Origin of the sequence: Streptomyces sp. NPDC096324, from assembly GCF_044763015.1 — a bacterium.
Classification (GTDB): Bacteria; Actinomycetota; Actinomycetes; order Streptomycetales; family Streptomycetaceae; genus Streptomyces.
Genome location: NZ_JBIWFK010000006.1, coordinates 375867 through 388705 on the forward strand (window position 1 = coordinate 375867; position 12839 = coordinate 388705).

Below are 12839 nucleotides of genomic sequence, written 5' to 3' on the forward strand. Positions count from 1 at the left end.
CCTGCCGACCGGGCCGTCACTTTGTTAGATTGCGCAACTATGCAACTCGGCTAGACGCCCGCTTCATCCGCCCGTAGACCGCAGTACCGGCCGCCGTACCTCCGAGGGACGGGGCCGACGGGCCCGACTGTTCATGGGAGTGGGAGATGAGCGACCCGTGGGACGGCTCGGGCAGTCAGACGACACGCAACCGGACGTCCCAGGTGCCCGGGCAGCGCACCACGCGGCCTGACGGCTCCGGACTCCCGGGCGACCGGTTCACGTCCAGAGGCGCCACCCGCTCACACGGCGGCAAGCGGGGGCACCGAGGGCGCGGCAGACGGCTGCTGAGGACCGTCGGCATATGCGTCGCGCTTCTGGTGCTGGGCACGGCGGGCGTCGGCTGGTGGTTCTACGAGCACCTGAACGGCAACATCGACACCCTCCCCCTGGACGGCAAGGGCGGCACGGAGAAGGCGGACGCCTTCGGCCGTACCCCGATCGACATCCTGGTGATGGGCTCGGACGGCCGGACGAGCAAGGCGGACTGCAAGCTCGGCGGCGGCTGCGCACGGACCGGGGTGCAGACCGGCAGCAACGCCGATGTGCAGATGGTGGTGCACGTGTCCGCCGACCGCTCCAACGCGACCGTGATGAGCATCCCGCGCGACACCATGACCCGTGTCCCGGCCTGCAAGGACAGCGAGACCGGAAAGTCGACGGCCGGCTACTACGGCCAGATCAACAGCGCGCTGCAGTACGGTCCGGCCTGCCAGGTGGCCACGGTCCACCAGCTCACCGGCATCACGATCAGCCACTTCGTCAAACTCGACTTCTCCGGCGTGGTCAAGATGTCCGACGCCGTCGGCGGCGTCTCCGTGTGCGTCAGCGACAACGTCTACGACACGTACTCGCACCTGAAACTGTCCAAGGGCAGCCACACGCTCAAGGGCGTCGCCGCGCTCCAGTTCGTCCGTTCCCGGCACGGCTTCGGCGACGGCAGCGACCTGGGCCGTACCGTCTCCCAGCACATCTTCCTCAGCGCGATGATCCGCAAGTTCAAGAGTGCGGGCACCCTCACCGACCCCGGCGCCGTCTACCACCTCGCCGACGCCGCCACCAAGGCGCTGACCGTGGACGAAGGCCTGGGCACGGTGAAGAAGCTCATCGGGCTCGCCTCGGACCTGGACAAGGTCCCCACGAAGCGGATGACGTTCACGACGATGCAGACGGCTCCCGACCCGGCCGACAAGAACCGTGTCGTGGTGGGGGCGGGCGCGAAGAGCCTGTTCGCGACGATCGCCGACGACAAGTCGCTGACCACCGCGTCGGGCAAGAAGTCCGCGGCGGCCTCCGCGACCAAGAAGCCCGGAGCCTCGGCCGTGCCCGCCTCGCGGGTCGCCGTGACCGTGGAGAACGGTACGGGGATCACCGGCCGCGCCTCCGTCATCGCGGCCGCGCTCACCGGGAAGGGCTTCAGTCCGGAGACGACCACGACCAACGCCCCGGTCTCGGCGACCACGACGACCCTCACCTACGGCACCGGTCAGAAGGGCGAGGCCCGGACCGCCGCCAAGGCCCTCGGGCTGTCCGCCTCGCATCTGAAGCAGGGCACGAGCCCGGGTCTGGTCCTGGTGGTCGGCGCCGACTGGCCCAGCGGCACCACCTACCCCGGCGGATCGTCCGCGTCCGCCTCGGACGACGGCAAGAACGCGGTCGCCGACGCCCACGCCTCCACCGCCGACGAGGCCAAGACCTGTGCCACGGTCAGCCCCTACAGGACGGTCAGCCTCAACGGAGTCCCCATGACTCCGGCGCAGGCCTACGCGGCGGCCCGTGACAAACCGGACTCCGACGAGTGAGGGGACCCGCCACTCATGCGTCGGGGGAGTGCCCGTCGCCGAGGGGCCACGATTCCATGTCGCGGTAGTGGATCGGTCCGCTGCTGCGGCCCACGTTGCTGCCGACCAGGTGCAGACGTTCGGCGGGCCACTCGCGGCCGGTGAAACCGGCGAGTGCCCGGGCGATCTCGCCCGCCGAGGACCGGTCTCCCCTGCGGGCACGGGCCAGCGTCAGATGGGGGCGGAAGGGCCGTTCCTCGAAGACGACCCCGCAGTCCCTCACGATCGTCCGCACGTCCGTGGCGAGCGCGTGCAGTGCGTCGAGGTCTCCGTCGATTCCGCTCCACACCACTCGGTCGTCGAAGTCGCCGCTCCCGCGCAGTGCCAGGGACGGCGGCCGGCGGGCCGCCGCGAGGCCGGCGAGAGGCGGCCGCAGGAGGGGAACGGTCCCGACCGGCAGCTCCCCCAGGAACGCCAGGGTGATGTGCCAGTCCTCGATGCGGTTCCACCGCACGTGAGGGTGCGTGTCGTAGGCGGGGCGCAGCTCCCGGGCCAGCTCTTCCTTCGCGTGGTCGGGCGGGGCGAGGGCGATGAACACGCGGACGGTCGCGGGTGGAGTCTGATCATGCACAGCAGACTTCATACCGCACCTTCCGCCGGTGACGACGCCCTCGCCGTGTGCCGTGGACCACGCCCGGAGGCTCAGCCCTCCTCGCGCAGACCCCACGGCGAGCCGTACTCGTTGAGCAGGTCGAGGAAGGGGCGGGGCGGCAGGGCCTCCGGGCCGAGGACGCCGCTGGCCGACCAGGCTCCGCCCGCGATGAGTTCGAGGGCGATGACCGGGTTGATCGCGGTCTGCCACACCACCGCCTGGGAACCGTACTCGCGCATCGACCACTGGTTGTCGACCACGTGGTAGAGGTAGACCTCGCGGGCCGAACCGTCCTTGGTCCCCTTGACCCAGGTGCCCGCACAGGTCTTGCCGGTCATGCGGTCGCCCAGCGTGGCCGGGTCGGGCAGACAGGCGGCGACCACGTCGCGCGGGGAGACCTCCACCGGCCCGTTCTCCGAGGGGACGGTGACCTTCTTGGTGGAGTCCAGACCCAGCTCGTGGAGGGTCTTCAGCTTGGCGATGAAGTCGTCGCCGAGGCCGTACTTGAACGTCACCCGACGCGTGTCGACCCAGCGGGGGATGAGCAGGACCTCCTCGTGCTCGACGTTGACGCACTCCACCGGACCGATGCCCTCGGGGAAGTCGAAGACCTCCGGCTCACTGAAGGGGGCCGTGGTGAACCAGCCGCGGTCCTTCTCGTAGACCACCGGGGGATTGAGGCATTCCTCGATGGTCGTCCAGATACTGAAGGACGGGGCGAAGTCATAACCCTCGACCGTCAGATCGGCGCCGTCGCGGACACCGATCTCCTCGATCTCGTCGAAGAGTTCGTCGGCCGCGTACCGGGCGAAGACGTCCGACAGTCCCGGCTCCACGCCCATGCCGACCAGCGCCAGCCGTCCGGAGCGCTCCCAGGCGTCGGCCTGTTCGAACTGGGCGTCGCCGAGCTTGACACCGCACTGCTCGTACGGGTCCGTGGCATGCGGCGCGGACAGGGACATCGCCATGTCGAGGTAGTGCGTTCCCGCCGCGCGGGCCGCGTTGAACAGAGGCATCACGAACCGCGGATCGGTCGCGTTGAGGAGCGCGTCGCACCTCTCCTCGGTGAGCGCACGGCGTACCGCGTCCTCGTCGGTGGCGTCCAGGCACAGCGCGCTGAACCGGTCCCCGTGCTCCTTGAGCGCCGCCACGGCCGCCTCGGCGCGGGCGAGATCGTAGTCCGCGACGACCATGTGGGTAAGGAAGTCACGGCGGGCCGCGATCCGAGTGACGGCGGTGCCCACGCCGCCCGCGCCCACGAGAAGTACTCGCATGTCACACACCTTTCGTCGCCGGAGACGATCGCCTCCGGGCTGGACAGATGCAACGGGATGTCCTCGGTTAAGGTCAATCATGTTGGCATAAGGATCGTCGGCGCGCGGTGAGCAGGGAGGGTCGGCATGGCGAAGCAGGTGGTGCCGGAGACGGAGCGGCGCAGGCGCCGGCCGACCCGGCAGGGCACGGTGCTGTCCGAGAAACTGATCGTGCAGACGGCGTTGCGGATGCTGCGGGAGCACGGCAGCACCGGACTGACGGCGCGCAGACTCGGTACGGCACTCGGTGCCGACCCGAGCACCCTCTACCGCTACTTCGCCGGACTGGACGACCTGACCAGGGCCATCGGCGAGGAACTGACGGGACGGGCGCTGGACACCTGGACGGCCACCGGGGAGTGGCGGGCCGACCTGCGGGCGCTCGGCCAGGCCATTCACGCCTCCTACCTCGCCCATCCCCAGGCCGCCGTGCTGACCGCCAGCCGGGTCACCGGCCGGCCGCGGGAGATCGCGGTGGACGAGACGATCCTGGGGATCCTGCGCGGCGCGGGCTTCCCGGACGTGGACGCGGTCGTCGTCTACCACGCGTTCATCGACCTCACCCTGGCCTTCGCGGCCCTGGACGCCGGGTCGCTGGCGCTGACCGACGAGGCCCGCGTGTCGGACGAGGAGATGTGGCAGTCCACGTACGCCGAACTGCCCGCGGACACCCACCCGCACATCGCGGCCACCGCGCGGCTCCTGGCCGGGCGGATGACCCACAGCGCCTATCCCGTCGTCCTCGACACCCTGCTGAACAGCGCGGCCGAACAACTCGCCTGGGCCCGCGCCCGCCGCTACCCCGCCGCGACGAACCCGCGAAATCCCTGAGGCGGACGCTTATGCCAACGCTATTGTTTTGATCAACGGGAGGGAACAGGTCATGTTCGACCATGTCGGCGGGCTGAGTCCGGAAGGGGCCGCGCGCTGGACCGCGCTGGTCGAGGAATGCAGGCCGGTCCTCGAAAGCGAGGGGATGGAGGCCGTCCAAGTCCTTCTCGCCGAGCGGGGATCGAGCGTGTTCGAGGCGATCGCGGTCACCCGGGCCCTGCTGGGAACCCCAGAGACACCGCTTCGTGTGGCCATCGACATCGTGGGCACGAGCCATGCCCGGCAACAAGGCCCCACGGGTACCGGCTGAGCAGCGCCGCGTCGTACAGAAGGGGGACCGAGGCGACACGGACCGACCCGGCAGGCCTGCTCGGAGTCGACGTCGGCCATATGGACACCGCGAGAGTCGGCGTGCTCTGATTCCCAGGGTTGATCTCCAGGAGCACGGCTCCAAGACCCGTGCCATCCCGCACCGCCGCACCGCCGGAGGATTGCCGCAGCCCGACCACTGCTCGCGAGCGGCACGGCATCTCCGGATCTCGACCGGCACAGGGGGCGAGCCTCCCTGCTGAGAGCAGAACGGATGCGCGTATGACGACCGCGTCAAGGACATCAGAGACCGCGAACGCGTCGAGGGCGTCGAGAAGGCGACGGCTGAGACTGGTACGACGACGGGTGAGCGTCGCCGCCGCGCTCGCCGTGTCCGCCGCCATGACACTGACCGGCGCCGACCTACCGGCCGCCGGCGGCGCGCACACCCTGCGCGTCCCGGTCGTCTCCTCGGGGAACGCCCGCTTCGAAATCCTCTCGCCCACGCTGATCCGTACCGAATACGCGGGCGATCAGAAGTTCACCGACGCACCGACGTTCAACGCGATCGGCCGAGACGGGTTCGAGCCTGCCGCGTACAGCGCGACCACTTCCGACGGCTGGCTCACGATCAGAACGAGCGCGATGAGCCTGCGCTACAAGGTCGGCTCGGGTCCCTTCGACGCCCAGAACCTCTCGACGCAGTCGGTGGCAGGCGGCACCCCCGTGACCGCCGCTCCCTGGCAGCGCCTGACGTGCGCGCTCGGCGCCCTGTGCGAGGCCGAGAGCCTGCGTCTCGACGGGGCTTCCGTCGCCTCCGACCACGTCGGCCACACCGGGAGCGGATTCGCCGCCGGATTCGAGGGCACCGGCAGCTCGGCATCCGCTGACATCGATGTCAAAGACGGCGGGACCTACCAGTTCGACCTGCGGTACGCCAACTCCCGCGGCGGAGACGGTCAGACCCGCACCCGTACGCTCACACTCACCGTGGACGGCGGCGCGCCGCAGACGATCTCCCTGCCGGTGACGGCGAACTGGGACACCTGGAGCACCACGTCGGCGAGCGTCCGGCCGGGCGCCGGTCACCACACCCTCGCGCTGACCAGGACCGCCGCGGACTCCGGGGATGTCAACGTCGACAGCGTCGCCCTCGTCCGCTCCGGCGACGCCTACCCGCCCGTCTCCAGCACCGCGATCCTGGACTGCGCGTACGGCACGAGCTGCGAGGCGGAAGCCGGACGCGTCGGCGGTACGGCGATCACCGCCACCGATCACCAGGGCTACGCGGGCGGTGGCTTCGTCGGCGACCTCCACCAGGGATCGAACCTCGCGACCCACGTGGTCGGCGTGCCCGCCGACGGCGTCTACACCCTCCGCATCCGGTACGCCAACGGCGTCGGCGGCGACGGCCTGCACCAGCAGCGCACCGCCACCGTGTCCGCCGCCGGCACCAGCACCACCCTGACGTTCCCGACGACGAAGGACTGGGACGACTGGCAGACGGCCTCGCTGCCCGTCACCCTCACCGCGGGCACCGACGACATCACTCTCGGCTGCCCCGGCACGGCGAGCTGTCACATCAACGCGGACACCGTCTCGGTGGCCGCCTCCGGCACGGCCGCGCCCTCGCCGCACATCGCGCTCGGCGGATACCGCCGGGGCCTCGACGGCGTGACCGGCAACGAGAAATCCGTACCCACCACACCCGGCCTGCTCAACCGGGACGGCTGGTACCTCCTCGACGACACGTCGTCAGCGGTGTACGACGCCGCGGCGCACCGGGCGACCCCACGCCCCGACCACGGCGGCACGCCCTACCAGGACGGCTACGTCTTCGGCTACGGACACGACTACAAGCGGGGACTCACCGACCTGGCCACGCTCACCGGCCCACCCGCACTCCTGCCGCAATGGGCCTACGGCGTCTGGTACTCGGAGTACATCGACCGCACCGCAGCGGACTACGAGAACACCATCCTCCCGGCGTTCCGCGCCGAAGGAACACCCCTGGACGTCCTGGTGACCGACACGGACTTCAAGGCCGTGAACACCTGGAGCGGTTGGGAGATGGACCCCGCGAAGTTCCCCGATCCCCAGGGCTTCTTCGACTGGTCGGCTTCGCAGGGGCTGCACAACACACTCAACGTCCACCCCAGCATCCTCGCGTCCGATCCCCAGTTCGCCCAGGCGCAGGCCACGGCCAAGGGCAAGCTGACCAAGGGGGGTTGTGCCTCGGGTGCCGCCGTCGAGAACAACTGCTACACGTTCGACTTCGGCGACCCGGACCAGCTCAAGGCGTACATGGACCTGCACCGGACCATGGACCGGCAGGGCAACGACTTCTGGTGGCTCGACTGGTGCTGCGACGCGTCGCAGTCGTCACTGCGGGGCGTCACACCCGATGCGTGGATCAACCAGCAGTACGCCACCGCCAGTTCCGCGAACCTCGGCCGCGGCTTCGTCCTCTCCCGCGCCTACGGCTCGTTGCAGGCGGCCGGGTACAGCGGCCAGCAGGGGCTGCCGACCGGGCCGTGGGCCGACAAACGCAGCACCGTCCACTTCACCGGCGACACCTCCTCGACCTGGGGCGCGTTGAAGTTCGAGGTCGGCTACACCCCCGGGGAGTCCGCCGCGACCGGCATGGCGGCCATCACGCACGACATCGGCGGCCACAACGACACGACAGGGCTGGCCGGTTCGGAGACGTACACCGAGGGCGGACAGAGCCGCACCACGCGCAAACTCCCCGACGACCTGTACGCCCGCTGGGTCCAGTTCGGCACGTTCCAGCCCGTCGACCGGCTGCACAGCAACCACAGTGACCGGCTGCCCTGGCAATACGGGCCCGCGGCACGGCAGTCGGCCGACAGGTTCCTCAACCTCCGCGAGAACCTGGTGCCTTACACGTACACGCTCGCCGAGGAGGCGAACCGCACCGGGGTGCCCATCGTCCGTCCCACCTACCTGGAGTACCCCGACGAACCCCAGGCGTACGCGACCGCCGGCAGCGAGTACTTCTACGGCTCCGACCTCCTCGTCGCACCCGTGACCACGCCGGGAACCTCCGCCACCACCTCGGTATGGCTCCCGCCCGGCCAGTGGACGAACTACTTCACCGGTGAGACCTACACCGGCGGCGGCACCCGGGACGTCACCACCGGCCTGGAATCGATGCCGGTCTTCGTCAGGGCGGGCGGCATCCTGGCCACCCGCACCCACGACGTGACCGGCGACGACAAGAACCCGCTGACCGACGTCACGCTCACCATCGCCGCCGGTCGCGCCGGGTCGTTCCACCTGTACGAGGACGACGGAGTCACCAGCCACGAGGGCAGGAGCGCCACGACGGCGATCCGGTACCGGCAGAAGGGGGAGCGGCACACGGTGTCGATCGGTCCGGCGCGGGGCTCCTTCCCCGGTCAGGTCAAGGACCGCCGGTGGACGATCGCCCTCATGGCGGCGCACGCACCCACCAAGGTCTCGGCGACCGGATCGAACCTGTCCCCGCAGGCGTACCACTGGGACGCCGGCTCGAAGGTGCTGACGATCACGCTGCCCCGCCGCAGCGTGCGCGCACCGATCACCATCACCTATCAGTAGGAGTGCAAGTAACCTCCTGGAGCGACCCGAGTCCGGCCGCGGAGCGGCACCACACCGCTCCGCGGCCGGCCGCCTTCGACGGCCCGGCCCGGCGCCGCTGGAGCGCAGTACAAGGTCCCCAGGGAGACACCGACACATGCAGCCGCCATCATCTCCGCCCGTCTCCGCGTCGGAGTCGACGCCGGCGTCGCCGCGGACCGACGGATCCTCCGTCCGGATCGGCGCTCTCGTACCGCTGACCCGGCCCGGCTGGGCCGAGGCGGGCCGCCATCTGCTCGCCGGACTCGAACTGGCCGTTCGTGAGGTCAACGGCACCGGCGGGATCACCGGGAGACCCCTCGAACTGGTCGTACGGGACACCGCGGCCGATCCGCGCAAAGCCGCCGCGGCCGTGGACGAGCTCGCCGGGCTGGGCGTGGCCGCCCTGGCGGGGGAGTATCACAGCGTCGTCGCGCGTGCCGTCGCCATGAGAGCCGACGCGCTCGGTGTGCCGTTCCTCTGTTCTTCGGCGGTTCTCGACACCCTGACCGAGCAGTCGACGCCATGGGTCGCCCGGCTCGCCCCGGCGCAGTCCCACGGCTGGAGGATCTACGCGGACTTCCTTCTCGGCGCGGGTCACCGTCGCGTCGCCGTGGCGACCGAACCGAGCGTCTATTGGGCGTCGGGGGCGGGCATCCTGCGCAACCGCCTCGCCCCACACGGCGGTTCCGTCGTCGAACTCGACATGCGCGCGCTGACTCCCGCGGCCGTGTGCGACGAACTGGCCGGTCACGGCGTGACGGCACTGCTTCTCCTGGTCGGGCATCCGGAGCCCGCCGTGTCCATCGTCGAGGCGGTCCGTCGCGACGAGCGGCTGCCCGGGATGATGATCGGCGCCCCGGCCGGGCAGCCGGAGTTCACCGAGTGGGTCACGCGGTCGGGCCCCGACGGAACCGGCGTCCCGTTCCTGCGCTATCTGCCGGAGCGCCTGAGTTCCCTGGGTGCGCGTATCGAGTCGGCCTTGCGCGAGGGGCTGGGCGGGGCGCCCTCCTTCGTCGCCTTCGAGGGCTACGACACGGTCACCGTCCTCGCGGACGTCCTGCGCTCCGAGGGCACGGACGGAGATCGTATTGCCGCGGCCTGGCCGGGCGTCGATGTGGAGGGGAGCCGCGGGAGGATCCGGTTCTCCCGTGTGCCGGGCATCGGCGTATGGCAGTGGGCGTGGGCGCCGGTCCAGGTCGTGGAGCGGGACGGGGCCGACCTCGATCAGTTCCGGGTCCTGCACTCCGGTTGACGCTGATCAGTTCGGGGTGGGAGCGCCCCGGTCGCCCGGCACGGCGGTCGCTTGCCGCGCCGGGCACTCCGCCGGGACCCGGACGGGCCGGGAAGTGGCCTTCGAACGTCTCAGGCCGAGGGAGCAGCGGTGATGTTGACCATCCACTCGACGCCGAACCGGTCCGTGCACATGCCGAACGTGTCGCCCCACATCTGCTTCTCCAGCGGGACCGACACCTTGCCGTCGGCGGACAGCTTGGCCCAGTAACCGCGCAGGTCCTCGGCGTCGTCGCCGCTGAGGCTCACGGCGAAGTTGTTGCCGGCTGTGCGCTCCATTCCCGGCGGGACGTCGGCGCCCATGATGGTGAAGCCGTTGGGAGCTTCCAGCATGCCGTGCATGATCTTGTCGGCGAATCCGGGCGGCGCCTCGGAACCGAAGGCGCCGAACTCGTTGAGCGCCAGCTCACCGCCGAAGACCTCCTGATAGAAGGTCAGGGCCTGCCTGGCGTCACCGGAGAAGCTGATGTAGGGATTGAGACGAGAGCCCACGGAAGATCCTTTCGTGACGGTACGTCAGAGATGCACCCTAGCCGTGAGGCGCTCGGCCGCCAGGCATCCGGGCCCGACGGCGCGCGCTGCAGTCGTCCACTCGCCCTGGGGAACGTCACCGGCCGGACGGTGATCGCCGTCAACTGCCCACCGCTGACCTCCGGTGCGGGATACAACAGACGCTTTTTCAACTTCACGCTCACCCGTCCGGCGCGCCGCCCGTCGTACGCCGGCGCCGCCTTCGGGCTCGACCGCACTCACCGGTCCGCGGTGAACCCGTCCCTGCTCAGCGGGCCGTACGCGATCACGTACACCGGCGCCGGGCTGTGGACGTACAACCGCGCCGGTGTCGCCGACGGGCGCTTTCTGCCCGTGGGCCCCCTGCCGGGCAGAGGAATGCTGCCCGCCGGCACGTACCGGCTCGAAATGTAGAAGCTGACCTCTCCACTGGGATCACTCGGCACTCCGTGGTTCAACGTCCTCGTCGTCATCACCTGAGCCGCTCCGCGGCCGCGGGCCCCTGGCCACGTGGGGAGAGGCGTTGGCCCGCCGACTCCTGTGAGCCCGGCACTCGCGAAGGGGCGGACTTCTCGCCGGTCACGGCGACAGCGGCGTAGGAGGGCGGCCACGCGTACGATCAACCCGTACCCCCTCGCAAGGAGTTCCGCCCGGTGACCGCAGTCGTCCCGCCGCCGCGACCCGTCGCCGGTCTCCTCCGCGTGCAGCGGCTCACCCGCGTCGAGGACGGCGAGGAGTTGAACGCGCTGTTCTGGCGGGCGGGCGCCGGATGGCGGATGGTCAGCAGCGCGGTCCTCGGCGGCGGCATCGCGGAACGCGGGTGGGTCCTGAACGCCCAGGTCTCCCACGGCTACCGGCGCACCGACCCGGCCCGGCACCTCGCCGACCTGGCCCGTACCGTCGGCGCGCGCGGGCCCGGGGTCGGACTGATGACGGCCGCCGACGTCAGCCGGTACGCCGACGCCCACGACAGCGGTGTGGACGCGGTCGTGACGGCCGGGCTGGGGGTGCGGGGCTGGGCCGCGGCCCCCGCCGAGCCCGTCCGCCGTCCCGCGGCGCCGGGCACGATCAACATCGTCGCGGCGCTTCCCGTGGCACTCGGTGACGCCGCTCTGGTCAACGCGGTGAGCACGGTCACGGAGGCCAAGGTGCAGGCTCTGCTCGACGCCGGGTACGACTGCTCCGGCACGCCCACCGACGCCGTGTGCGTCGCCGCCCGCACCCCGCGTCCGGGGGAGGAGACGCACGCCTTCGCCGGACCCCGCTCCCTGTGGGGTTCCCGCCTCGCGAGAGCCGTGTACGCGGCCGTGCGCGCGGCGGCCGCCGAGGCGTGATCCCGGTCGCCGGGCCGCGGGCGCGTGCCCACAACAAGTTTCCGGCAGTGCAACCGTTCAGCCCCTGAAGATGTCTACGCTAGTGAAATAGTGTGTCCCCTTCACCAGGAGCAACTGGGGGCGTCATGCACCACCACCCATCCCGCGCAGCCATAGTCGCCGGCACCATTCTCGCCGCCGTCGGCGCCACGATCCCCGCCTCCGCGGCCGCCACGCCGAAGGCGGCCGCCACACCTACGTCACCCGCCCGTGTGGTCAATGCCCGCTGGGCCGGGCACTGCACCTACGACCGGCTCGTCATCGACATCCAGGGCGGTACGCCGTCCGTCGCCGTGAGCCGGGTCAGCACCCTCCGCTACGACCCCTCCGGCAGGAAGGTCCCGCTCGCGGGGAAGTACTTCCTGAACATCAGGCTCTCTCCCGCGGTCGCGCACAACAGCGCGGGCAACTCCGTGTACCGGGGGCCCAAACTGGTGAAGATCCCGTTGTACAAGCTGAAAGGCCTGGCGCTGACCGGTGACTTCGAAGGAGTCGTCTCCTTCGGAACCGCGTTCCAGACCAAGCCCTCGTACAAGGTGCTCAAGCTGCACAGCCCCGAGCGCGTGGTCGTGGACTTCAGCCACGCCAACCGCTGCGGCTGACGGCTGCCTCGGACGGCGAGCCCGGATCCTCTGCCGAGGTCCGGGCTCGCCGCCGTTCACGCCCAGTTCGGCCGGGTGCCGACCGCTCCGGCGTGCAGGTCGTACAGGCGCTGGAACTCGCCGGACGGCAACGACGCTCCGGATCGGCGGAGGTTCGCGAGCGGGATCTCCCGGGTCTCGCTGTACTTGGCCCAGCTCTGCCTCCCGGCCGGGTCCCACGTGGACGCGCAGGCCAAGGGCGTGAAGCGATGACGGCTTTCCTTGGCCTGGCTGGTGACGTAGAACGCGATGACTTCATCGGGACGGACGGACTTGATGATGACCGGACGGTCCTTGACCGTCCCGGCGTCCTCCACGAACGCAAGGGCCGCCCACCAGACGTCGCCCGGCTCGGGAGCGGCGCCCCTGTACTTCCTTGCCGAGCGGATCTTGAACCAGATCCACGCTTGCGCGACCTGTGTCCCGCCGCGTCCCACCGTTCCCTTCTCGTCCGCCAACACCGTGGTGCAGACTGC

Annotated in this window: 12 protein-coding genes; 8 read left to right on the plus strand and 4 right to left on the minus strand. The window is 70.4% G+C overall.

The window, feature by feature from the left end; all coding sequences use genetic code 11:
* The first annotated feature begins 146 nt into the window (after positions 1-146).
* Entirely contained in the window at positions 147-1841 is a 1695-nt protein-coding gene (locus ACIQ7M_RS18710) for an LCP family protein (protein WP_403645338.1), read from the plus strand.
* A gap of 13 nt (positions 1842-1854) precedes the next feature.
* Here ACIQ7M_RS18710 and thpR read toward each other — a convergent pair whose 3' ends face one another.
* Entirely contained in the window at positions 1855-2463 is a 609-nt protein-coding gene (gene thpR, locus ACIQ7M_RS18715) for an RNA 2',3'-cyclic phosphodiesterase (protein WP_403645340.1), read from the minus strand.
* Positions 2464-2522: 59 nt separating this feature from the next.
* The gene (locus tag ACIQ7M_RS18720; RefSeq protein ID WP_403645342.1) at positions 2523-3746 is read right to left on the minus strand and encodes a saccharopine dehydrogenase family protein; all 1224 of its coding nucleotides are present in this window, start codon (positions 3744-3746) and stop codon (positions 2523-2525) included.
* Between the two features lie 126 nt (positions 3747-3872).
* On the opposite strand from ACIQ7M_RS18720, the gene ACIQ7M_RS18725 reads away from it, so the two are divergent.
* The 4 genes from ACIQ7M_RS18725 (at position 3873) to ACIQ7M_RS18740 (ending at position 9801) form a co-directional block, all read left to right on the plus strand.
* A complete protein-coding gene (locus ACIQ7M_RS18725) occupies positions 3873-4616 on the plus strand; it encodes a TetR/AcrR family transcriptional regulator (protein ID WP_386987768.1) in 744 nt (247 codons plus the stop codon).
* A gap of 52 nt (positions 4617-4668) precedes the next feature.
* Positions 4669-4926 carry a hypothetical protein gene (locus tag ACIQ7M_RS18730; RefSeq protein ID WP_403645345.1) on the plus strand — a complete coding sequence of 86 codons (258 nt, stop codon included), beginning with the start codon at positions 4669-4671 and terminating at the stop codon, positions 4924-4926.
* A gap of 401 nt (positions 4927-5327) precedes the next feature.
* Positions 5328-8528, plus strand: coding sequence for a TIM-barrel domain-containing protein (locus tag ACIQ7M_RS18735; RefSeq protein WP_403645915.1), 3201 nt, complete (start codon positions 5328-5330; stop codon positions 8526-8528).
* 136 nt (positions 8529-8664) lie between these two features.
* Entirely contained in the window at positions 8665-9801 is a 1137-nt protein-coding gene (locus ACIQ7M_RS18740) for an ABC transporter substrate-binding protein (protein ID WP_403645348.1), read from the plus strand.
* 110 nt (positions 9802-9911) lie between these two features.
* Here ACIQ7M_RS18740 and ACIQ7M_RS18745 read toward each other — a convergent pair whose 3' ends face one another.
* On the minus strand, positions 9912-10331 hold the full coding sequence (locus ACIQ7M_RS18745; RefSeq protein WP_384790112.1) for a VOC family protein: 420 nt from the start codon (positions 10329-10331) through the stop codon (positions 9912-9914).
* Positions 10332-10361: 30 nt separating this feature from the next.
* Here ACIQ7M_RS18745 and ACIQ7M_RS18750 point away from each other — a divergent pair, with 30 nt between their 5' ends.
* The 3 genes from ACIQ7M_RS18750 (at position 10362) to ACIQ7M_RS18760 (ending at position 12324) form a co-directional block, all read left to right on the plus strand.
* The gene (locus tag ACIQ7M_RS18750) at positions 10362-10763 is read left to right on the plus strand and encodes a hypothetical protein (protein ID WP_403645352.1); all 402 of its coding nucleotides are present in this window, start codon (positions 10362-10364) and stop codon (positions 10761-10763) included.
* A gap of 239 nt (positions 10764-11002) precedes the next feature.
* A complete protein-coding gene (locus ACIQ7M_RS18755; RefSeq protein ID WP_403645355.1) occupies positions 11003-11683 on the plus strand; it encodes an adenosylcobinamide amidohydrolase in 681 nt (226 codons plus the stop codon).
* Between the two features lie 125 nt (positions 11684-11808).
* Positions 11809-12324 carry a hypothetical protein gene (locus ACIQ7M_RS18760; RefSeq protein WP_355775601.1) on the plus strand — a complete coding sequence of 172 codons (516 nt, stop codon included), beginning with the start codon at positions 11809-11811 and terminating at the stop codon, positions 12322-12324.
* Positions 12325-12380: 56 nt separating this feature from the next.
* Here the strand turns inward: ACIQ7M_RS18760 and ACIQ7M_RS18765 are convergent, their stop codons facing one another.
* On the minus strand, positions 12381-12824 hold the full coding sequence (locus ACIQ7M_RS18765; protein WP_403645359.1) for a type II toxin-antitoxin system PemK/MazF family toxin: 444 nt from the start codon (positions 12822-12824) through the stop codon (positions 12381-12383).
* Between the last annotated feature and the right edge of the window lie 15 nt (positions 12825-12839).